We start from the raw sequence: 22,792 nt of genomic DNA on the forward strand, positions 1-22,792 counted from the left end.
CGATCTAATGTTTTTAGTTACCGTAAGCCTTTATCTTAGCCATAAAAAAACGCACCTCGAAAGGTGCGCTTTTTATTCTTAACTATTACCAGCTTTTAGAAACTAAGTTTTTAGAGACTAAGCTTTTAAGAAATTGCTTTTAAGAAAAACTACTTCTTCTTCTCTTCTTCGTCAACTTCCGTGAACTCAGCATCAACTACGTCATCATCAGCTTGGCTGCTATCAGCTGCTGCATCCGCGCCGTCTTGGAACTGGCTTGGATCCATACCTTCAGCACCGGCACTCTCATCGCCATAAATCTTTTGGCTAACGGGCAAGAAGGCATTGTCTAATGCTTCAAGCTTGGCTTTGATGTCGTCATGATCGTCTTCTTTCGCAGCCATTTCAAGCTCAGAGATAGCGGTCTCTACTGTTGATTTTTCATCATCAGATACTTTATCTTCCGCATCTTTTAGCGCTTTTTGTACGGCATGAATACGACCGTCCGCTTCGTTACGCACTTGCGCAAGCTCTGCGAATTTTTCATCTTCAGCAGCGTTGGCTTCAGCGTCTTGTACCATTTGTTCAACTTCTTCGTCCGACAAGCCAGAATCTGCTTTAATCTGGATACTTTGTGCTTTACCAGTACCTTTATCAGTCGCTGAGATATTCATGATACCGTCAGCGTTGATGTCAAAGGTCACTTCGATTTGCGGCAAACCACGTGGTGCTGGTGGAATGTCAGTTAAGTCAAAACGGCCAAGCTGTTTATTCTGGTTAGCAATTTTACGCTCACCTTGATAGACCTGAATGGTCACTGCTGGCTGGTTGTCTTCAGCGGTTGAGAATACTTGTGATTTCTTGGTAGGAATCATCGTGTTTTTCTCAATAACTGGCGTCATCACACCACCCATGGTTTCGATACCTAGGGTCAACGGCGTCACATCAAGCAATAGAACGTCAGTTTTGTCGCCAGACAATACTGCACCTTGAATCGCAGCCCCTGCTGCTACGGCTTCGTCAGGGTTCACGTCTTTACGTGGCTCTTGACCGAAGAAATCTTGTACTTTTTGCTGTACGAGTGGCATACGAGTCTGACCACCGACTAAGATAACATCATCAATTTCACTGGTTTTTAGACCCGCGTCATCAATAGCAATCTTACAAGGACCCATAGTACGCTCAACTAGCGCCTCGGTTAGGCTCTCTAATTTTGAGCGGCTAATCGTCACTACTAAATGCTTAGGACCATTGCTGTCAGCGGTAATGTATGGCAAGTTGACTTCAGTACTTTGGGCACTTGATAACTCAATTTTAGCTTTTTCTGCGGCTTCTTTGAGACGCTGCATCGCTAGAGAGTCCCCTTTTAGATTGACGTCTTGGTCTTTTTTGAATTCACTAACCAAGTAATCAATTAAGGCTGAGTCAAAATCTTCGCCACCAAGGAAGGTATCACCATTGGTTGCCAATACTTCAAACTGCTGCTCGCCATCAACGTCAGCGATTTCGATGATTGATACGTCAAAAGTACCACCACCTAAGTCATAGACAGCAATCGTGCGATCGCCTTCTCTTTTATCCATACCGTAGGCAAGAGCAGCGGCAGTTGGTTCGTTGATAATACGTTTTACATCTAGACCAGCAATTTTACCCGCATCTTTAGTAGCTTGACGCTGTGAGTCATTAAAGTAAGCAGGAACGGTAACGACTGCTTCAGTAACGGCTTCGCCAAGATAGTCTTCAGCGGTTTTTTTCATTTTTTTCAAGATTTCAGCAGAAACCTGAGGTGGCGCTAATTTTTTGTCATTAATCTCGACCCAAGCATCACCATTGTCGGCTTTGACAATTTTATAAGGAACCATGCCAATATCTTTTTGCACGACTTTGTCATCAAAACGACGACCAATCAAACGCTTAATCGCAAACAAGGTTTTGTTTGGGTTAGTCACGGCTTGGCGCTTGGCTGACTGACCGACCAGGATCTCATCATCTTTATAAGCGACAATTGATGGTGTGGTACGTGTGCCTTCAGCGTTTTCAATGATTTTGACTTTATCGCCTTCCATCACTGCTACACATGAGTTGGTTGTACCTAAATCAATACCTATTACTTTACCCATAATTAATTACTCCAATATGTTCTAAGTTGCTGTTTATATAAATTACTTTAAAAATACTTTACTTAAGTTGCTGCTATATTGTTTGCTAGCGTTACTCATTTAATCCAATTAGATATAAAACTAGATTATTCCTATTGAATTAACTGTAATAAGCTAGGCTTATCAGACCATAACTGGTCACTTGTTGCTTTATATCGGTTTGCGTCTGTGTTTTTTCAAGGCATTGGCAGCGCAAATATTTTCTTTTGTGTGAATTTTTGTGAATATCCTTACTTTTAGTAAGGGCTAGACGTAATAAGCAGTCTGCTGCTTATAATACTACTGACCGACACGTACCATAGCAGGACGCAATAGGCGACCATTTAAGCTATAGCCTTTTTGCAAGACTGTACCGACCGTATCCGCTTCAGCGTCTGGGTCGATGCCCACCGCCTCATGAAAATCTGCGTCGAACTTCTCGCCTTGTGGATCAACCGCCTCTACGCCATTTTTATTGAGTACGCTCAGCAGCGCCTTATGAGTGAGTGTCACCCCTTCAGCAACAGGATCATTCGCATCTGCATTCTCAACGGCACGCTCTAGGTTATCCACCACTTCTAGCAGCTCTTTAGCGAATTTTTGCAAGGCGAATTTTTTACTTTTATCCGCTTCTTGTTCCATGCGTTTTTGCGCATTATAAGCTTCGGCATTGGCGCGTGCCGTTCCTTCTTTGGCTTGCTTGACTTCGCCTTCTAGTTCAGCGATACGAGCCGCAAAAGCATCGACATCAATTTCGTTTTCGAGGGTCTTATTCGCGCCTGAGTTGGCTTGTGGGTCGAATTCTTCCAAGGTTTCTTCTAACACGCTCTCTTCACGGTCGATGTTGCTTTGCGCCGCTTTTGGGTCTTGGGTGTCAAATTCGTGGTTGGGGGCTTGCTCGCTCATGATAACTCCTTATGTTTTTTAATAGCTTTTAATGATGTTTCTTAATGGGAATTCTTTAATTTAAAGTCGGACGTAGTATATATTTGTTGACCGTTAAAGCATTTTTGCAAATGGGTTGCTGCTAGTCCACTTATGTTTTATGGTGACATCTTATGCTTATGTCTTATAAAGAGGACTCGATAGCTGCTTAATAAAGGTGATGAGGGTAAATTTCAAGCCTAATACGATGAATTTTTTACTTTAGATAAAATAGTTATTCTATTTAAAGTATAAGTAGCCCTGTATCGTTTTTAAATTGAATCGACTATAGCTTGGTATCTTGGTTATGGTTTTACCGTCAAGCCGCTCTTAACTTTGTCATGAATAATTTACAATGAATAAACAATGACTAAATGGTGATTAACTTTTACTATAGTACTCATTACCGATTTGCTAAATCAAATAAGGACTGTTTAATCAAAACCTGTGCTAAAACAGATTGGGTTTTGATTAAACATTAACTAACAAGGAATGTTATGCCTATTTTACCAGTGCCCTCGCTCAATACTTTAGTGAAAAAAACAGTTAAGACTGTTAAAACTAAGGTACCTGCAACTGCCTATCAACAGCATGCCATGCACTATATATTGAAGGGATTGGGTAAGCTACCGACACCAGTGCTTGAACGTCTTAACTACCATCTAAAAGCATCAACTGCTGAACAATATCCTCATGCCGATGCCCATTTACGCCTGATACTGGCTATTAGCAACAAGCTCAAGCAGCCTTTAACATTCGAAAAGTTGCCTAAGTTAAGAAGGAAATTTGGTACTGATGCGGTCTCATTGCAAGCACCTAGCGTCTGGCAAACGTCTGATACTGAATTAGACGTTCAAAAAAACAGAGTCAGCTGGCAAGACAAAACCATTGCTGATGCCGATGGCAGTGACATGACCGTTCGCTGTTATCAGGCTGGATCTGACGCTGCCCAGAACCATGAACAGAACCGTCAACACAATCCTGATCAAACCGTTATGCTGTTTTTTCATGGTGGTGGTTTTTGTATTGGCGACCTTGATACCCATCATGAATTTTGTCATACGGTATCCGCAAGAACAAACTGGGCGGTAGTCAGCGTTGATTATCGATTAGCACCTGAACACACAGCACCGACAGCGCTCAAAGACTGCATCGCCGCTTATGCCTGGCTTACTGAGCATTGTCATACGCTTGGTACGTTACCATCACGTATTGTATTGTCAGGCGATAGCGCAGGTGGCTGTTTGGCCGCGTTAGTCGCACAGCAAGTTACTGTCCCGAACAAAACCCAGTGGCAAGGTTCTGGTGAGGATGACCTAGCCGATGATAACTTTATAGATATGTTGCAAGAGTTACCAAGACCATTGGCACAGCTGCCACTCTATCCTGTTACTGACTATGAAGCCGAATATCCAAGCTGGGCGCTATATGGCCAAGGGTTATTGCTCGACCACGAAGATACTGAAGTATTCAATACCGCCTACATTAAACGCAGTGATTTGCCCCAATCACATCCTCTGGTCTCAGCGATTCATGGCAACCATACACAAATGTGTCCGAGCTACGTCGTTGCGGCTGAATTAGATATCTTGCGAGATGAAGGGTTGGCTTATGCAGAACAGCTACAAGATAATGGCATTAACGTGCGAACTTATACTGTGCTAGGTGCACCGCATGGCTTTATTCATTTAATGAGCGTTCATCAGGGTATCGGGCGCGAGACTGGTTATATTATCGATGAATTCGCCACGTTTGTCCGGCAGATAATTAGCACAGAAGCGCGTGTGTTGCCGACCGAATAAAAAAATAAGAGTGAGTATTAAGACAGTTATTAATGGCATTGAGATTTAGCATCTTTAATGCATCTTAATACTCTTGGATGCTTGCAGGCGTAGCTTCTGTACCTGTTAGCGTAATAAACCAAATCTCAGACCTTGATCCTAAGCGAAACGGTATGCCCCAAAATCCGTAGCCAGATGACACTACAAAATGTCCACGGCCAATAGCTTCATAACCGTAGCCCAAACGATTGAGGGCTTTGACAATGAAATTGGCTGGAAATATTTGCCCATTGTGCGTGTGTCCTGAGACCTGCAAATCAATCGGTAGCTCACTATGCTCAGCAATATCACTAGGTCTATGATCCAACAGTATTACTGGCTCAGCGGTGTTGACTTGCGATAATAGCTCGGTCGTCGCCACCCGCTGACGTTTGTGGTTATCAAAGCGACCAACCAACCAAATCGCTTGGCCTTGATGCTCTAAGCACATTACCTCGTCATTTAATAACTGCACGCCAGCGGCGCGTAAGGACTCACTGATTGGCTGCTCATGACCATATAAGTCGTGATTACCAAGGGTGGCATAGCTACCATATGGCAGACTAGCGATTAGATTGGTGAGATTTTCCTGCATATTATAAGCAGTAAACGCTTGCGTATTATCATCCATAATATCACCTGGCATCAGCAGTATATCGGCTTGATGTTGGGTGACAAGGTTCCGTAGCCTATCGATAGCGCCGCTACCAAATAATCGCCCTAGATGTAAATCACTGGCCACTGCGATACGTAGTTGGCCCTGCATGGGCTTATAAATGTTGATTGACAATTTTCGCACTACAGGGATATAAGCGCTATATAACGTATAAAAAAATAGCCCCACAAATACTATTACAGCAAATATACGAATCCAAAACATGACCATTTCTGAATCATTAATTGAACTACTAAGAAGCGAACTATCAAAAACTGAGGTTACTAGCCAATAACCACCATACAATAGCCAAGTCGCTACAGCGGTGAGTATTATAAAGTGCATTACCAACATCCAACCGCTTACCCAGCGATAGCTATTTGCAAGTAGCTTACTAACGCTTAGCAATAATAGGCCGTTAGTGATTACGAATACAGCGACAAATACCACTGTTAATAATATTGACGTTGCCCAAGGCTGTAGCCACCATTGCAAGCTCAGTGCGGCTCCCAAACTAAACAGCTGTAACGATAATATAATGACTGTAAAAAATATGTAGCGCATGGTCTGTCCTACTTTATAGTCACTATTATAACAGTCTCTTGAGACTAACAATCACAACGCTACCGCTGTAACAGGATGACTTAACCTTAGCGTTCTTTTATGGAGATTCTACTGCCGTATTCTTACATTTATAAGATTTAGAAGGCTATTAGATCCTGATTTTTAATCTGCCGACTATAAAGTAGCAGGCTGTAGTGTAATTACCCAAATTTCAGCCCGAGTGCCCAGCCTAAAAGGCACAGCACCAAACCCATATCCTGAAGTCACTAGAAACTGTGTATCGTCAATCTGATTGGCACCCTGCACTAATATTTTTCTAACCCACTGCATATAAGTATTCATAGGAAATATCTGCCCGCCATGCGTGTGCCCTGATAAATGTAAATCTATTGGTAAAGCACTTATTTCATTCGTTGATGGGAGGCTATGTTCCAAAAATACTATCGGCTTGTCTGTGTCTACCTGCGCTAATAAATCTACTGCTGGTTGACGATGCCTAGGGTCAGTAATATCCGAGCGCCCCACTAGCCATACAGAGTCATCCAATAACACACTCTGGTTATCAATCACCTTTATCCCAGCACGCGTAACTGCTCGGGCAATCTCTACTTGATTGCCTGAATAATCATGATTGCCCAGTACCGCATAAACGCCAAGCGGCGCATCTAATTTTGTCAAGCGCTTATGCATATTGGTTTTGTCATAATAGTCCGTACTGTCGTTCATAATATCGCCTGCCAGCACTACCACATCAGCATTTTGTGCCTTAATGAGACTGACTAATTTATCCAACTGCCGATTGCCAAACCATCTGCCCAAATGCGTATCAGATGCTAACGCTATGGTCATCGGTTTATCCAGTGGCTTATCCGTAGTTACAGTCAAACGATGGACTACTGGTGAATACGCATTAAACACTGCCAAACCAACGATACCAATAAAACTCACAGCAGCAATCGCCCGTATAAGCTTGGGACGTGCTTGCTGTTTGAGTACCTGACAATAAAATAGCGCAATAGCTGCAGTTATTAAGGCAGCATAAGCCATAAAGCCTTGCAAAATACTGACGACTAAATAAACATAGAAGCGGTCGCGCCAAAATTCACTCAGCCCATAAATAAGTGCAATGTTATTAAGGATAAAAACGCTTAGGATCATGCATGTTTTGTTAACAGGGCGCTTTGGTTGAATCAGCCACCAGAGAATGACGCTGGTCATTAACGCCAATAACTGGGTTAGGATAATAAAGAGCCACATAATAAAATCTAATCATATGAAGATAGCGACATCCTAAGCCAAAACCTTGTGGCTCACTATATCAATTAGGTATTTTCATCAATTTTCCACAAGTCTTAATAATTAACACTGAGTATTATTAACCTGAATAATAACTACTCTGACATTGATAATTGATAAACAAGCCCCTTAGTTATGTTTCACATGAAACAATGCCTATTTTACTGATTTACCCACTTACTATTTCTGCTCTGCTAACGCTTGCTCAAGCGTTGGTTGCTTAAACTCATAACCAGCATCAAGTAAAGCTTGTGGCAGTACCTTCTGTCCATCAATTAACAGCGTCGACATCTCACCAAACATCAGCTTGAGTAAAAAATCTGGTAAAGTAAAAAACGTCGGGCGATGCAGCCATGACCCAAGCGCTTTGGTGAAAGTACGATTAGTCACAGGATTGGGCGCAGTCAGGTTATACACCACCGCTGGCGTATCATTTTCTGTTATTAAAGTATTGTCATTAGTACTTGAGCTGCTGATCTTCTGCTCGTTGGTTTCTTCAGCAAGATGCTGCTCAATAATAAAGATAGCTGACCCTACCCAGTCATCACGGCTGACCCAGCTCATGATTTGCTTGCCATCACCCAGTTGACCACCAACACCCATCTTAAAAGGCGTTAGAAGTTTACCGAGCATGCCACCGTCTGGATGCATGACCACACCGGTACGCACGATAGCAACAGGCACACTATATTCAGTGGCTTTTAGCGCGAGCTGCTCCCACTCCTCACACAACTTGTGTGAAAAATCAGTCTCGGATTGACTACTTTCAGTTAACGACTTATCACCTTGCGTACCGTACCAACCAATCGCTGATCCACTAACTAATAGCTTAGGCTTAACGCTAGTACGAGCGATAAACTCAAGTAGCGACTCTGTAGGCTTGATGCGACTGGCAAGCAGCGCCTCTTTGCGCTCATCGCTCCAACGCGAATCAGCGATACCAGCGCCCGCAAGATTTAAGATAACGTCAAAGCTTTTATCCGTTTTTGTCAGCTCATCATACGTCATCATACTAACTGTACTGGGATGCGTCTGACTGCTATCGCGTGTTAGCCAGGTGATGTGTAAATCCTTATCCTGCGCAAGATAACGTTTTATAAGCTCATCACTGAACGCGCTACCCAAAAACCCGGATCCACCACTGATTAAAATATTCATCATCTCTTATCCTTATATTTTCTAGCGTTATTATATTGAGTGTGACAAAAAACGTGCTATAAAAACAAGAGTACAATTGTAGGGGTTAAAATATAAAAGAGTATTGGATATTGAAATGAAATGCTATCTAATGACTTGTCCCGTAAGCGCATCATGTATTTGGCTAGGTAACTCGTAACCTAACGTATCGCCTTGCAAATAAGCAACTTGCTGAGCAAACTCACTATTTATAAAATACCCTTGCGCCTGTGCTAACGATAATGCTGGCGGTTGTCCCGAAGGATTACAGCTGGTCGAAACAATAAAACCATAAGGATTGCTTGCTGAAACCATTTGTGCACACAGCTGTTGAATCAACGGATGAGCGATAACACGTACCGCTACGCTATCATGAGCACCGGTAATCCAAGATGGAATCGGCACGCTAAGCGACTGAGATGATTGGGGTTGAGATAAAGGTAATAACCAAGTATGCGCTTGCTGGGCTACAACATTAGGCGAGATATGCCAACTGTCGAGGACGGTTTGGCGCTGTTCAGCACTTAAGCTCTCTAATAATGGCGCAATACGTGCCGCACTATCGGTCACTACAATCATGCCTTTATCCATTGGGCGCTGTTTAATAGCAAGTAGCTGTTGTACTGCTAGCTGATTAAACGGATCACAGCCGATGCCCCACACGCTTTCGGTTGGATAAGTAAGTAACTGACCTACCTTTAAGCATTGAGTAGCTTGAGTGACAGAATTAGTCGTTAAAGCCGTGACTGGGAGCATGGATGATTTCATAGTGTACGGTTGAATTTTCAAAGAGAAGAATAAATGACATGTGGCAATAAGACTAAATAAACAAACATAGGAGTTTATTTAAATAGATAACTAAACGCGTAAATAGCGTCCACCTTGTTCGCTGATAGCACCTAATAATTCAAGCTCCATCAGCTGGCCGATTAATTGCGGTGCCGTTAGTTCTGTGGATACCAGTAAGGCATCTAAATCTTGTCCGTGCCAATCAAGTTGCTTATAAACGACTTTTAAGTGTTCAGGGATAGCAACCTTAGAGGCGATACTGGTTTTTTGCTTATTGGTAAGCTGCTCAGTATTAGATTTGGATGAGGTATCTGCTGATTGGTTGAGTTCGATGCTTTTAAGATCGCTAGGATAAATATTAAGTTGTACGTTGACATCATCCAGTACCTGCTGCGGATGATATATCAAAGTTGCGCCTTCACGTATCAGATGATGACAGCCTTCAGCGTTACTATTATCGATATGGCTTGGGATAGCAAAGACTTGTTTGCCTTGGTCAGAGGTGAGCCGAGCAGTAATTAACGAGCCGCTTTTGATAGTTGCTTCAGTGACAATCGTTGCCAAACTGAGACCAGCAACCAAGCGGTTACGCCGCGGAAAAGTATGCTTATGTGGCTGAGTGTGCGGCAATAGCTCACTGATTAGACAGCCACCTTGCTCAATAATTTGAGTAAATAAATGATCATGATGGTTGGGGTAGCAAACATTAATACCGGTGCCCATCACCCCAACGGTGCGACCTTGGTATTCAGGATCAGCTTGAGCTAAAGCGCCGAAATGTGCGCGTTTATCCACGCCCATAGCCAAGCCGCTAGTGATAATGTAGCCAGCTTGCGCCAAATACTGTGCTATATCAAAGGTAATTTTTTGCGCATGCGTGCTTGGCTTTCGGCTGCCAACGATAGCGATTTGCGCTTGATGTAGCAACGCACTATTACCACGATAAAATAGTAGCGGCGGTGGATCATAGATTTGTAGCAACTGCGCAGGATAGTCAGGCTGATCAGCAAAAAGCAGCTGGTATTTATCAGCTCTTAATGCCTTCTCGATAGTATCGATGCTGGTTAGAGTCTGCTCTTGCTGCTCGTGACGCTTAATATGACTAGGATGAATACCCAGTTGTCGCCACGCTTCAACCTTGGCCGTCCATGCTTGCTGCGCGCTACCAAAGGTAGTAACCAGCTTATGGTAAGCGGATAATGACGCATTCACCTCATGCCACAGCGCCAATACGGCGCGCTGGTTATCGGATATAGGAGTTGAGTTTGCCGTCATAGTTGCTTAGCTCTCATTGGCTGAATCGTGTTTACTGACTTGTATTGCTTGGCTCTTATTAGTAGCTGGTAGATTAGAGCTTATAAACGCCTATAAATAAGGGGGCGGTAGCAGTTGGTCACCGACATTAAGTGGCAGCTCAGAGTTGAGTACATAAGCATAGCTGATATTATCAAAAGTATTAAATACCATCACCATGCCGCTAGGCTCACTTGGTAAGCGTACTGGCGTGTCATTATCTAAAATATCGCGTACTAACGGCCCTTTTTGATATACCGTCAACACATCCCCTGGTTTGGCACCGTGACTGCTACCTAAATTAATAGCGACCACACCACCACGCGCCGCTGAGCTGATTGAATCCATTACTCGCACAATCATGCCGCCACGATTGACAGTCGCAGGCGTAGGATAAAATACCGGTGGGATCGAGTTGTCCAGCTCAACAAATACCCGATCACCTTCACGGACTTCTTTGCCATAAGATTCGATGAGCTGTATGCTGGTCACGCCGTTACTTTCCGTAGAAGTGACCAAGCCAGTCGCCACTTGCGTCACTTCTAAACCGATGACTTCTTTGGTCTTAGGCTCAACGTACATCTCACCTTCACGGTAGACACCATAACGCTGACCAATGATAAGCGGTACGCCCTTAGCATAGACTTTGTCACCGCTCGCCGTAATCAGATTGCGATTTTTGGAGGCTAAGATATAAGGCGTGGTATTAAAGTCTTTTGGATTGACAATGATTGTTTTGTCTAACCAATGCCGAATGGCTGACATCGGAATGGCAGGAATACTATTGGCAGTGGATGTGACCGTTACGGTGCTGGTGACCACATTACCAATCAGTTGTTTTTCTACCCCTGCGCAGCCTTCTCCCGTATCGACACCGATCAAAGTCTTACCTTGAATCACGCATAAGATAAGAATGTCGTTGGGATAAATGAGGTTGGGATTTTTGATTTGTTTATTGGTCGCCCAAATCTCTTTCCAACGCCATGCACTGTCTAAGTAGCGCCCTGAGATATCCCACAAGGTATCGCCTTTTTTGACAATATAGCGATTGGGAGCATCCGCTTTGATAGTTGGTGACGGATTATTAGCGTAGGCAGTGGTCAACAGCAGCGCACTACTAAAGGCAGTCATCAGCAGCGCTTTTGCCATGGCGTTTAGACTTATTTTCATTATCATGTCCGTAATGGGTAAGGGTTAGCACTAGCGCTGTTGGAGTTGATTGTAATCAATCATCATCAACTATTTATAGAACGCTTTTTTTATCTGGACCTGTTCTTACAGCGATATCTGAACCAAAGTGCCAGCTACTGCTTTTTGAATTTACGATGATATGAACAATAGCACAATATTAAACACTTTTTTACAAAAGCGTAACTTTTATTACAGCAAGTTTTTGACCTTAAACTAACTCAGATTAGACCTATTACTTAATGAAGACTTAGTTTCACGTGAAACTAAGTCTTCATTGTCAGAACAGCTTTTTAACTTTAAGCTGGGTTTGCTTTAACATACTGACGTATTTGCTCAGCGACCAGCTCAGCTTTATTATCTAAAATAACCACGTGCTGAGGCAAATCCTCTAAGCCTTCGGTGTGCGCTGGACGCGCAATATCCATCGGACCAATAGCTTCAATAATAGTCTCGGCAAATTTAACCGGCAGCGCAGTCTCTGCACAGATAATAATCTCGCCGTCTTGCTGTAATTCTTTCGCCACTTTAATTCCATCAGCTGTATGTGGATCAACCAGCTCACCATGCTGCTCATAGAGTGCTTTTATAGTTTGTAGACGGTCAGTATGGGTAGATTTACCCGCAGCAAAGCCATAACGAGAATTGACCGCTTCCATTAGATCAGACAAATCAAAACCTTGACCTGACTTCACTCCTTCAAATAACTCATGAACCCGTGCACTGTCTTTATCTAGCAGTAGATAAACAAAACGCTCAAAGTTGGACGCTTTAGAGATATCCATGGATGGGCTGGAGGTTATATGAGTTTGATCAGTCGGACGTGGCTGATAGGCCCCTTTATTAAAAAAGTCATTGAGCACATCATTTTCATTGGTAGCGACTATCAAGCGTCCAATCGGCAAGCCCATTTCGCGGGCAATATGTCCAGCACAAATATTACCAAAGTTACCTGATGGAATGCTAAAACTAACTTGCTCATCATTACTGCTGGTCACTGCAAAATAAGCTTTAAAGTAGTAAACAATCTGCGCAAGGATGCGTCCCCAGTTAATAGAGTTAACCGTACCTAAATTGTAGGCCGCTTTGAATTCAGCATCTTGCTGCAAAGCTTTGACAATATCTTGGCAATCATCAAACATGCCGTCAATAGCGATATTATGAATATTATCATCAGTCAGGCTATACATCTGCGCGCGCTGAAACTCACTCATCTTGCCATGGGGAGATAGCATAAAAACTTCAATATTGTCTTTACCGCGTAGCGCATATTCCGCCGCACTGCCGGTATCACCACTGGTCGCGCCAATAATGGTAATACGCGCCTCTTTTTTCTTCAGCACATATTCAAAGGCATTGCCTAAAAATTGCATTGCGACATCTTTAAACGCTAGCGTTGGCCCATTAGATAAGCCTAAAATGTGAATATCATTTTCAAGCTTGCGAACAGGGGTAATCTCAGCGTTGCCAAATACCTCAGTGGTATAAGTACGTTCAATAATATCTTGTAAATCAGCAGCAGGGATATCAGTGGCAAAGCGTTGCATAATTGCCATCGCTAGCTTTGGATAGCTGAGCGTGCGCCATTCGTCAAGTACAGTCCTATCAATATGCGGATAATGCTCAGGCAGCATTAGGCCACCATCGGGTGCAAGCCCCATTAACAGCACATCACTAAAGTCCATTGGCTTAGTTTGACCACGGGTACTAATATACTTCATAGCGCTTCCCTACCTACAATGATTTTATTTTAACGGTATCTTTCTTAAATTAAGCTGTTTTATGTAGCAGCGCATAATAAAAGCCGTCGCCACTTTCACTGTCTATTGGCAAACATTGACGACCGATTTCTTGAGCAATACCCCAACTACAATCTTCGGTAAATTCGATAGCAGTAGCATCGGTATGATGGTTTAAAAATGCTTGCATCTGTTCTACGTTTTCTTGCTTTAATATCGAGCAGGTTACGTAAAGCAAATAACCACCGACTTTCAATTGTGGCCATAGATTGTCTAATATCTCTTCCTGTAATGACGCCGTTTGATCCACGTCTTCTTCTGTACGTAAAAGACTGATATCAGGATGGCGACGAATTACGCCAGTAGCGGTACAAGGTGAATCGAGTAATATAGCGTCAAATACAGGTTCATTTTTATCTACTTTTTGCTTTTTAGATTCCTGGATGCCCTGCCATCTGGTCGCATCAGCACAGACGACATTAAGCTTAATTTGCTCAGAGTGTTCTAAATGTAAACGCTCTAGATTTTCATGAATGCGACCAATACGCGGGGCTTCATTATCAATAGCGGTTAGTTTAATCGCACGACTTTCTACCGAATTATTTATATCACCACTTTCATTTTCACTAGGTTTCACATGAAACAATGAGGACTGCTTGTCTGCATTTAACAGCTCTAACCAATGGGCAAGCTTACCACCAGGAGCAGCGCAAGCATCTAAAATATGCAGCTCGGTATTACTGGTTTGGTTGGCATCGCCATTGTTATCATTAATAGCATCAGCATTTGCCTTATTGATAAGCGCTTGGTGAATCAGTGGTGCAGCAAGCTGGGCATGCATATCTTGCACACTAGCAGCACCTTCCGCAAATGAGGGTAGACCACTAACGGCTGTAGTTTGCTCTAAACGTAACGCTTGGGTTGTTATAGTAGTATCCGTTTTATCGGTCAGATTTGGCAGTTGTAAACCACTAACCACTTCGACCAATTCGGCTTCAACATCTGCTTGCTCTAGCGCTTGTTGATAGCCGTCCACAGTATTAATAGTGGTATTCACTCGTAAAAACATCGGTGCGGGCTGACGTAATCCTTGAGTTAATGCTGAGTATTCCTCACTCCAATCTTGCTTGAGCTGATAGGCGAGCCAATTAGGCAAGCTGTGGTTTTTATCGCATTTCTTACGGAATTTGTTAGTGTTCTTAACGACTTTACGTAAAATAGCATTAACTAAGCCGGATGCATGGGCAAAATCAATCTCTTTAACCGCTTCAACCGTTTCATGAATCGCGGCATGGTCAGCCACTTCCAAATATAACAGCTGGGTTAGCCCCACTTGAATGGTAGTGCGGACTTCAATCTCATCGATATTGTTATCTGCTAAAGTATCAAGTAGGCGCTCAAGAGCATACCACTGACGCAAAGTAGTCAACAGTAGCGCATGCGCAAAGCCTTTATCACCCTCGTGTAGACTGTTTAATAAAGGATCAAGTACACTCGATAACGACTGGCCATTCTGGATGGCAAGTAAGGTACGAATAACGCGCACCCGCACGCTGCCGGTCATTTTAAGATTACTGGAAGGCTTATTTTTGTTGTTTCTAGACGCGGTTGCGGGTTGTCTCATATTAATTAATTTCCTATGCCTATTAAGGCGTCTGTGTTTACTTATTAGTTTGAATTATTGGTAAATTGATCGTTATCATTAAGCTGATTGCCATGACAAATTTGCTCGGCAGTCACTGGCTTGCTACCGGCAAACTGCAATTTAGTTATCGCTAAGGTGCTGGCTGGCTGATTTATATTGTCTACTTGCTGTTTGTCTTTACCGCACGCAACCAAAATAGCTTTACGTCCGACACTGATAACGGTTCCGGCAGGTTTAGTGGTTTGCTGGGTCGTATTGACAGGTAGGCTGGCTAAAATCTTGACGCGCTGTCCCTCTAAAAAGGTATAAGCGCCCGGCCATGGGGTTAGTCCGCGGATTTGCCTTTCAATTACAGTAGCCGATTGTGACCAGTCAATAGCGCCTTCTGTTTTGATGAGTTTTTCGGCATAATTAGCCTCATTGTCATCTTGGACTATAGCCCTCGTTTGATAATAATTTAGGTCTTGTAGCACGGTGCTGATAGCAGTCGCGCCTAACTCTGCCAGCTTATCATGGAGACTGGCTGCGCTGTCGTTAGACTCAATCGCACAGCTGACGTTATAAAGCATGTCACCGGTATCTAACCCTTTATCCATCTGCATAATGGTAATACCCGTCTGAGCGTCTCCGGCTAATAATGCCCTGTGAATGGGCGCCGCGCCGCGCCAGCGTGGTAATAAGGAAGCGTGAATATTCAAGCAGCCGTAAGTAGGCGTGGTCAAAACCCCAATAGGCAATATCAACCCGTAAGCGGCAACGACCATCACGTCCGATTGATAAGTTCTCAAGGTTTGTCTAGCAGCTATGCCTTCGGTCACTGACTTTTTAAAGGTATCAGGTTGTTCAACAGGAATGTCATGAGCCAGTGCGACTTGCTTAACAGCAGAGGTTGATAGTTTTTGTCCGCGTCCCGCCTTACGATCCGGCTGGGTATATACTGCCACAATATCTATATTAAGCGCTTCTTGCTGACTGACTAGTGCCTCAAGGCTAGTGGCAGCAAACTCTGGGGTACCCGCAAACACCACTCGCAATCGGCTGGTAACTTGCGGGTTCTGAGTAGTGGGGGCAGTAGATAAGTCGGAAGAGGAAGCAATTATAGTCATAGCAGCGTATTATGTATTATTAATCCACCTATTATAGGTGAGTTTACGGCGTTGTGCCATGATTGTAATAGCGCTTGATAGGCGTCAATAATGATAAAGCTTATCTTTATTATAGAATAGGTATGAATGATGAGCGCTTTGTAATAAGTTCACTGTATTTTGGTATACCGCTATAGGATCATGCATCCATGCAACAGTTTCAATCTCTACAACGCTTACTGTTCTTTTATACCCTGACGCTGATAATCATGTTGTCGTTATACTATGTGGTGATGTTTCTTGACCTCAAAACGCACAGTAAGCAGCATACTACAAGTATCTTTAATTCTTTACAGTATGAGCTTATCGAACAGGATGAGCCCACCGATACGGACATTAAGAAAATATTACAGAAGCCTATTTTCCAAGATATCAGTTATCAGCTGGTTTTTATGCTGCCATCTGGTCAGACTTACGTCCATCGCTATACCCGTCCTCATGAGGCTGAATTTACTACCGTTAACTTCCCTACCCTTGCTTCGCCGTTCGTCAATAGTGTCGGCAATAGTAATAGCGCTTATACCCTTACTAACAGTGCTTTAGCAGGCACTATCAAGCTTGAAAGTGGTCATCAAGTATACACAGTACTGCGCCATCAACCGCCTGAAATAAATTGGATCTTTTATCGTTTTTGGCTGCCATTAATGACGGCGATTATACTCTTTATCATCGCACTACTTTACATGCTCAACCGTCGTACCAATTGGGAACAGCTGTTACTCTATACCGATAACTTGAACAGCGCTGCGAAAAAGGCTTACACACCGCCACCATTTATTGAAAAAAAAGCGACCACTGAGTTTTTACGCTTGGGGCATGCCCTTAGTCGTATCAGTTATCAGCTACATAATAATAATCGACGCATTAAAACGCTCAACCATCGGCTTGAGCGCTTGGTCGATCAAGCACCGCTACCCATGCTGATGGTAATGCGTCACGGGCAGGTCAGCTTTTTTAATCAGCGTTTCGAGCAAGTATTTGCCACCTCATTCCAGCCTAATGCAAATTATCAACTGACTGACTTTGTCACTGGTAACGATGAATCGACCCAGCTCCTACTACAGGAACTATCTACCCAGCGCGTCACCCGTACGTTACTGGTCTACGGCATAGCGAACGAGCAAGCCTATCAGCTACATATCACTCCTTGGTTCGGCGAGCATGGGCAAGTTCATGGCTTTACCGTGCTCCTCAATAGTGTCGACGATTTTGTCAATCAGACTAAGATCTTACAACAACAAAACCAGCAGCTACAACGACAGCTTAGCGAATTTAGCCAGCTTAGATCCGTCATTGGTCATGAGCTGCGCCCTCCGTTAGATGCCATTATTGGCATACTGGAGCAGATAGATACCGATACTTTATCTGCTAAACAGGATGAAGTACTGACCACGTTAACGCAGTCTAGCCATTCTATGCTAGCGATGCTCAATGATATGCTAGATATAGCAAATATAGAGGCAGGAAAAACTCATATTATTAATGAGCCTGTAGATATTTTTAAACTTGGACAACATGTTAGTCATTTAATGACAGACAATACACGTCGGCAAGGACTTGAGTTACTGTATTTTTTTGCACCCGATTGTCCGCGCTATATTGATACAGATAGCAATCGTTTGCGTCAAATCTTACTTAATTTATTAGATAGCGCCATACAATTTACCACCTCAGGTTATGTCGCACTTGTCATCGAACCTGTTACCACTAAAAATCGGACACAAACACAAGAACAAAAAGAGGAAGGCGGATCAACGTTTGGCGCTCATGATATCAAAGCTCATAATGTCAAAAAAGACAACCCGCAACATTGGGTTCGCTTTAGCATACAAGATACAGGAATAGGTATAGTGCCTGCTAGGCAACAGCAGCTGTTTGATTATTTTAATAAAACCAATAACCAAACCAGCCAGCAATTTGCTGATATCGGACTGGCCTTGGCTACTTCTAATAGTTTCGCTCAGTTATTAGGCGGCTTTATTGAGCTTGACAGTACCTTTGATAACAACCGCTCTAATGAAGTTAACACCTTTACGCTCTACTTACCCTGTCGCCGTCCCAATTATCAGCCGGTATATCATTTCAATACTAACTTAACTCACATTCACCTTATTGCGATCGTCAATCAAACACTTTTCGCCACCAATCTGCGACGTCTGTGTCACTATTTATCAATACCTGCCACTATTTATACTGCGGCAGACATAGCGAGCAGTCAACAGTTAACAGACCAGCTGGCGCAAAACATACAAACGCTGGCGCCTATATTACTTTTAGATTATGAATATTATGAGATCAGCGCCATAGTGTTATCTGAAGGCTCAGAAGATAGCAGTAGTAGTAGTAGTAGTAGTAGTAGGATAACTCCTAAAGAAGTGAGTCATAAAGAAGTAAATTATAAGAGAACAAATTATAAGAGAACAAATTATAAAAGTACAAGCGACAAAGCAGCGATTAATGCTAATGCCCGGCAAGTGTTAGACAGTCTATTGAACCGCTCATCGTTACCCAAAATACTCCTTAGCATGAAGCCTGAGCGCAGTATACCTTCTACGCTACTGGATCAGTTTGACGGTTTTTTAAGCAAGCCCTTAGATAGCGCCTTACTGCTATCCGAGTTGCTGCGCCTAACCCAACCAATAAAACAGAAACAAAATAATCAGGGTGCTGAACCAGCAACAGCGCTGAACAGTCCTATAGAAGAAGTATTAGCACCGCTGATTCTAGTAGTAGAGGATAGCCGAACCAATCAAAAAATCACCTGCAAATTATTAAGTAAATTAGGCTATCGCAGTATGGTGGCAGAAGATGGTCAGCAAGCTTTAGATCAGCTACAAGTTCAGCGCCAAGAAATTGCACTAATCTTAATGGACTGCCGAATGCCCGTTATGGATGGCCTGCAGGCCACCCAAGCTATTCGCGCACAAGGGGATGATATTCCTATCGTGGCGCTCACTGCGAACAACACTGAACAGGATCGTGAAGATTGTTTTGCGGTAGGAATGGATGAGTTTTTATCCAAACCTATTGATAAAAGTAACCTACAAGCCGTTTTACAACATTTGATTAAAGCTGGTTAGCAGCTTATATAATCAGTTCACAATAAACAATAAAAGGGAGTCGTGTATAGCAACGTGCTCCTAGTATAAATTTTTCTTGCGTGCTGTTCGCAAGCGGGACAGAGGCTGCAAAAATTCATGCCAGTAGCACTGTCTCGTTTTAAAATAATTTAACCATATTAACAATCTACCCATACTAATAAAGGCTATTATGCCAGCGGTCTTGTTCACTACTTTATAAAGCTTTTTATTTTATAAAGTTACTTCATAAAGCCGTTATCTGCTAAAAAATTCTCGGTAATCTTGCTTTGCGGACTGGGCGCGTTCATGGTTCCGGTTTGCGATTTATTTAATAGACGCTCTAAGTAGCGTGCCACAATATCTACTTCAATATTAATCTTACTACCTAACAGCCAATGCTTGGCAATATTGGTAACCTGAGCTGTATGGGGAATAATATTCAAACAGACAATATTGTCCCGTACTAGATTGGTCGTCAGACTAATACCATCGAGTGTGATAGATCCTTTAGTCGCAGTATAGTGCGCCAACTCTTGCGGTAATTCGATTTCTATATAAATAGAGCGCGCATCTTTTTCAAGCTTACTCACGACGCCGACACCATCAACATGACCGGCAACAATGTGCCCACCAAAACGGGTAGTCGGTAGCATGGCTTTTTCTAAATTGACCAAATGACCTGATTTTAAGTCCTCTAGTGCAGTACGAGCGATAGTTTCACGTGAAACATCGACGGCATAATAATTACTACCTAAATCCACGACGGTCAAACAAATACCATTTGAAGCAATAGAGTCGCCTAATGACACATCGCTAAAGTCCAAATCATCGGATTCAATCGTTAAACGAATATCACCACCAACTGGCTGCATAGCTTTAACTTTGCCCACACTTTCGATAATCCCTGTAAACATATGACCCTCTTTTTCTTGTTTAGTGATAACTATCAACATTTTATAACTGATAATTGGTGTTAACTGCTTATTAGCATAGCACTAGATACGTATATCAATAACAAAATCTATCAATCATGACTATTGGCTATCCTAGCAATCTACTGTTGCTAAATTATTTAACTGAGTGAAGTACTATACTCAATTGGATTTTACGGCACCTTTCGTTTGATAAGTAGAATATTTGAGATAAGTTGTGGATAACTAAGCATTATTTACCCTTTTTCACCTTAAAAATCTTCGTTTCAATAAAGTTATCCACAAGCTATCCACTTATTAATACATAAAGGAGTAGATATAGGAATACCTCGTTAAACTAATGATTAATAAAGGATTATTCCAGAATAACTTCAATTATCAACTATTTATAAGTTTCATGTGAAACACAGTTATAAAAAGTTATACACAGTTTCATGTGAAACCTTATTTGAAGTACCCTAAAATGACCTAGTTATCCACATTTACTATAGAAATTGACGACACTGTGGATAACTAAACACTTATACACAGATGATTTTTATATTTTAGAAGTTTTTAGAATGGCAGCAGAGTTAGTTTTAGGTCAGTACCCACTTGCTCGTGGCTATGATAGTCAAAGCGCAACTGCTGTGCTAAAGATAAGGGGTTAAAATCAATCATAGGCCGTGCTTGTGCCCCCAATAGACAAGGTGCTTGATAGACAATCAATTCATCTACCAGCTGTTGGCTTAAAAAGCTCCCTGCGACGGTAGCTCCAGCTTCTATCAACACATCATAGCAATGATGCTCGCTCACCAACGATTTCAGTAACTCGATCAAATCATCGTTACGCCAATAGAGCGTATCTACACGTCGGCATAACTGATACGCAGACTGTAAATCATGTGCTAAGCGTGCGCGTCTATCGAGCACCACCACCATAGGGGTAGGAATTTGCTCCAGTTCCACACCTAATTGACTAGAACGCACATTTAACTGCGGATTGTCCGCTATAACCGTTGCGCTGCCAGTAATAATTGCTCCACTGCGCGCACGCAGCTTTTGTACATCTTCACGTGCTGCTGCCGAGGTAATCCATTTTGACTCCCCTGACGCCATCGCGGTACGACCATCAAGGCTGGTGGCAATTTTGAGCCGTACATAAGGCATTTGCGTGCGCATAGCTTTTAAAAACCCTTGATTTAATGCTTCTGCTTGGCCGTTTAAGATTCCAACTTTAACCGCAATGCCAGCCTGCTCTAATAAGCTAACCCCGCGACCAGCCACTTGTGGATTAGGGTCAAGACCAGCAATGACCACGCGCTTAATACCTGCATCGATGAGCGCTCGGGCGCAAGGCGGTGTACGACCGGTATGACTACACGGCTCCAAGGTTACGTAGGCCGTTGCACCTTTTGCTTGTGCACCTGCATCTTTCAGTGCAAACACTTCGGCATGCGGTTGTCCCGCTTGGGGATGGAACCCTTGTCCCACTATCTCTCCTGTTTTTACTAGCACACAGCCTACTGCTGGATTAGGCCGCGCGGTATATATGCCATGCTTTGCCTGCTCAATAGCGAGCATCATAAAATAGCGGTCTTGAGCATCTTGGGCGTGACTTAATGTCGGCATAAAGGGAACACACTTAATAAAAAAGGAGCTAATGGTTGCTATAGTTAATCTTCACTTTTCTCTGATGGGCGAATATTAGCGATTTCTTGATGAAAGGCATCGATATCTTGAAAGTCACGATAGACACTCGCAAAGCGGACATAAGCGACATCATCAAGGGTTTTAAGCTCACTCATGATGATTTCTCCTAGCACTTTGCTGCTAATCTCGCGCTCGCCCATTTGCCGTACTCGCTTCTCAATACGGCTAATCATCGCCTCTTGCTCATCAATAGTGATCGGGCGTTTTTGTAGCGGTAGTAAGATAGAGCGGCGTAGTTTTTCATTATCGTAGGGCTCGATTTTGCCACTAGATTTGATAATCCGTGGCATGACCACTTCTACCATCTCAAAGGTGGTAAATCGCTCTTGGCAGCCGCTGCAAAGTCGTCGCCGGCGTACTTGTGCACCTTCAGCGGCCAGACGTGAGTCAATAACTTTAGTCTCTGACGCATTACAATAAGGGCAATGCATACCATTTTCCTTGTATTCATACTTGCAGCAGTGGTGATAACAGTAGGGCAATTCTTGAGATGCTTTATTTTAAACACTTCGTTTTAATAGTTTTTTTTCAACGGTTTCTTTTAAATACTTTATTTTAGATGGTTTATTTTGAATACTTTCTTTTAAACGATTTGTTAGCAAGTTTGGACTATAGTAGGTTCTCTATAAATAAGATACAATCGTTTTAAAATAAGCAAAGTGGCAGAAGAATACATGACCTATTCAGCAGACTTTCGAGCGCAAGTGATTAAAAGTATCAAACAAAAGGACATGAGC

At 42.8% G+C, this 22,792-nt stretch carries 16 protein-coding genes; 2 read left to right on the forward strand and 14 right to left on the reverse strand.

Features of this window, described 5'->3' with window-relative positions:
- Positions 1 to 149 precede the first annotated feature (149 nt).
- Positions 150 to 2,099 (reverse strand): molecular chaperone DnaK, encoded by a 1,950-nt coding sequence (gene dnaK, locus JMX97_RS08540; RefSeq protein WP_201556927.1) that lies wholly within the window; start codon positions 2,097 to 2,099, stop codon positions 150 to 152.
- A 318-nt stretch (positions 2,100 to 2,417) separates the two neighbouring features.
- Entirely contained in the window at positions 2,418 to 3,023 is a 606-nt protein-coding gene (grpE, locus tag JMX97_RS08545; protein WP_201556929.1) for a nucleotide exchange factor GrpE, read from the reverse strand.
- Between the two features lie 515 nt (positions 3,024 to 3,538).
- On the opposite strand from grpE, the gene JMX97_RS08550 reads away from it, so the two are divergent.
- Positions 3,539 to 4,843 (forward strand): alpha/beta hydrolase, encoded by a 1,305-nt coding sequence (locus tag JMX97_RS08550; protein ID WP_201556931.1) that lies wholly within the window; start codon positions 3,539 to 3,541, stop codon positions 4,841 to 4,843.
- A 64-nt stretch (positions 4,844 to 4,907) separates the two neighbouring features.
- On the opposite strand, the gene JMX97_RS08555 is transcribed toward JMX97_RS08550, so the two are convergent.
- From JMX97_RS08555 to fmt, 9 genes are all read right to left on the reverse strand, one after another.
- Positions 4,908 to 6,080, reverse strand: a complete 1,173-nt coding sequence (locus JMX97_RS08555; RefSeq protein WP_201556933.1) for a metallophosphoesterase — start codon at positions 6,078 to 6,080, stop codon at positions 4,908 to 4,910.
- 174 nt (positions 6,081 to 6,254) lie between these two features.
- Complete coding sequence (locus tag JMX97_RS08560; protein WP_201556935.1) at positions 6,255 to 7,337, reverse strand: metallophosphoesterase; 1,083 nt, start codon at positions 7,335 to 7,337, stop codon at positions 6,255 to 6,257.
- A 219-nt stretch (positions 7,338 to 7,556) separates the two neighbouring features.
- Entirely contained in the window at positions 7,557 to 8,537 is a 981-nt protein-coding gene (locus JMX97_RS08565; RefSeq protein WP_265089450.1) for a TIGR01777 family oxidoreductase, read from the reverse strand.
- A 120-nt stretch (positions 8,538 to 8,657) separates the two neighbouring features.
- The gene (locus JMX97_RS08570; RefSeq protein ID WP_201556943.1) at positions 8,658 to 9,308 is read right to left on the reverse strand and encodes a Sua5/YciO/YrdC/YwlC family protein; all 651 of its coding nucleotides are present in this window, start codon (positions 9,306 to 9,308) and stop codon (positions 8,658 to 8,660) included.
- 102 nt (positions 9,309 to 9,410) lie between these two features.
- Positions 9,411 to 10,616, reverse strand: a complete 1,206-nt coding sequence (dprA, locus tag JMX97_RS08575; RefSeq protein ID WP_201556952.1) for a DNA-processing protein DprA — start codon at positions 10,614 to 10,616, stop codon at positions 9,411 to 9,413.
- A gap of 90 nt (positions 10,617 to 10,706) precedes the next feature.
- Positions 10,707 to 11,804: a LysM peptidoglycan-binding domain-containing protein gene (locus tag JMX97_RS08580; RefSeq protein WP_201556955.1), complete on the reverse strand. Its 1,098-nt coding sequence runs from the start codon at positions 11,802 to 11,804 to the stop codon at positions 10,707 to 10,709.
- A gap of 317 nt (positions 11,805 to 12,121) precedes the next feature.
- Positions 12,122 to 13,543: a threonine synthase gene (gene thrC / locus JMX97_RS08585; protein ID WP_201556957.1), complete on the reverse strand. Its 1,422-nt coding sequence runs from the start codon at positions 13,541 to 13,543 to the stop codon at positions 12,122 to 12,124.
- A 49-nt stretch (positions 13,544 to 13,592) separates the two neighbouring features.
- Positions 13,593 to 15,185, reverse strand: coding sequence for a transcription antitermination factor NusB (locus JMX97_RS08590; protein ID WP_201556959.1), 1,593 nt, complete (start codon positions 15,183 to 15,185; stop codon positions 13,593 to 13,595).
- A gap of 44 nt (positions 15,186 to 15,229) precedes the next feature.
- Positions 15,230 to 16,312, reverse strand: coding sequence for a methionyl-tRNA formyltransferase (fmt, locus tag JMX97_RS08595; protein ID WP_201556961.1), 1,083 nt, complete (start codon positions 16,310 to 16,312; stop codon positions 15,230 to 15,232).
- Positions 16,313 to 16,500: 188 nt separating this feature from the next.
- On the opposite strand from fmt, the gene JMX97_RS08600 reads away from it, so the two are divergent.
- Positions 16,501 to 19,431 (forward strand): hybrid sensor histidine kinase/response regulator, encoded by a 2,931-nt coding sequence (locus JMX97_RS08600; RefSeq protein WP_201556963.1) that lies wholly within the window; start codon positions 16,501 to 16,503, stop codon positions 19,429 to 19,431.
- Between the two features lie 239 nt (positions 19,432 to 19,670).
- Here JMX97_RS08600 and JMX97_RS08605 read toward each other — a convergent pair whose 3' ends face one another.
- From JMX97_RS08605 to nrdR, 3 genes are all read right to left on the reverse strand, one after another.
- Positions 19,671 to 20,345 (reverse strand): riboflavin synthase, encoded by a 675-nt coding sequence (locus JMX97_RS08605; RefSeq protein WP_201556965.1) that lies wholly within the window; start codon positions 20,343 to 20,345, stop codon positions 19,671 to 19,673.
- Between the two features lie 573 nt (positions 20,346 to 20,918).
- Positions 20,919 to 21,974 (reverse strand): bifunctional diaminohydroxyphosphoribosylaminopyrimidine deaminase/5-amino-6-(5-phosphoribosylamino)uracil reductase RibD, encoded by a 1,056-nt coding sequence (gene ribD, locus JMX97_RS08610; protein ID WP_201556967.1) that lies wholly within the window; start codon positions 21,972 to 21,974, stop codon positions 20,919 to 20,921.
- A gap of 44 nt (positions 21,975 to 22,018) precedes the next feature.
- Positions 22,019 to 22,486 (reverse strand): transcriptional regulator NrdR, encoded by a 468-nt coding sequence (nrdR, locus tag JMX97_RS08615; RefSeq protein WP_201556969.1) that lies wholly within the window; start codon positions 22,484 to 22,486, stop codon positions 22,019 to 22,021.
- Positions 22,487 to 22,792: the final 306 nt, after the last annotated feature.

The sequence above is a fragment of the Psychrobacter sp. 72-O-c genome, from assembly GCF_904846605.1.
Lineage (GTDB): Bacteria > Pseudomonadota > Gammaproteobacteria > Pseudomonadales > Moraxellaceae > Psychrobacter.

What these genes read in the sequence shown, in the direction of transcription:
- dnaK (WP_201556927.1), bottom strand. Translation starts at nt 2,099, where the DNA reads ATGGGTAAAGTAATAGGTATTGATTTAGGTACAACCAACTCATGTGTA.
- grpE (WP_201556929.1), bottom strand. Translation starts at nt 3,023, where the DNA reads ATGAGCGAGCAAGCCCCCAACCACGAATTTGACACCCAAGACCCAAAA.
- JMX97_RS08550 (WP_201556931.1), top strand. Translation starts at nt 3,539, where the DNA reads ATGCCTATTTTACCAGTGCCCTCGCTCAATACTTTAGTGAAAAAAACA.
- JMX97_RS08555 (WP_201556933.1), bottom strand. Translation starts at nt 6,080, where the DNA reads ATGCGCTACATATTTTTTACAGTCATTATATTATCGTTACAGCTGTTT.
- JMX97_RS08560 (WP_201556935.1), bottom strand. Translation starts at nt 7,337, where the DNA reads ATGTGGCTCTTTATTATCCTAACCCAGTTATTGGCGTTAATGACCAGC.
- JMX97_RS08565 (WP_265089450.1), bottom strand. Translation starts at nt 8,537, where the DNA reads ATGATGAATATTTTAATCAGTGGTGGATCCGGGTTTTTGGGTAGCGCG.
- JMX97_RS08570 (WP_201556943.1), bottom strand. Translation starts at nt 9,308, where the DNA reads ATGCTCCCAGTCACGGCTTTAACGACTAATTCTGTCACTCAAGCTACT.
- dprA (WP_201556952.1), bottom strand. Translation starts at nt 10,616, where the DNA reads ATGACGGCAAACTCAACTCCTATATCCGATAACCAGCGCGCCGTATTG.
- JMX97_RS08580 (WP_201556955.1), bottom strand. Translation starts at nt 11,804, where the DNA reads ATGAAAATAAGTCTAAACGCCATGGCAAAAGCGCTGCTGATGACTGCC.
- thrC (WP_201556957.1), bottom strand. Translation starts at nt 13,543, where the DNA reads ATGAAGTATATTAGTACCCGTGGTCAAACTAAGCCAATGGACTTTAGT.
- JMX97_RS08590 (WP_201556959.1), bottom strand. Translation starts at nt 15,185, where the DNA reads ATGAGACAACCCGCAACCGCGTCTAGAAACAACAAAAATAAGCCTTCC.
- fmt (WP_201556961.1), bottom strand. Translation starts at nt 16,312, where the DNA reads ATGACTATAATTGCTTCCTCTTCCGACTTATCTACTGCCCCCACTACT.
- JMX97_RS08600 (WP_201556963.1), top strand. Translation starts at nt 16,501, where the DNA reads ATGCAACAGTTTCAATCTCTACAACGCTTACTGTTCTTTTATACCCTG.
- JMX97_RS08605 (WP_201556965.1), bottom strand. Translation starts at nt 20,345, where the DNA reads ATGTTTACAGGGATTATCGAAAGTGTGGGCAAAGTTAAAGCTATGCAG.
- ribD (WP_201556967.1), bottom strand. Translation starts at nt 21,974, where the DNA reads ATGCCGACATTAAGTCACGCCCAAGATGCTCAAGACCGCTATTTTATG.
- nrdR (WP_201556969.1), bottom strand. Translation starts at nt 22,486, where the DNA reads ATGCATTGCCCTTATTGTAATGCGTCAGAGACTAAAGTTATTGACTCA.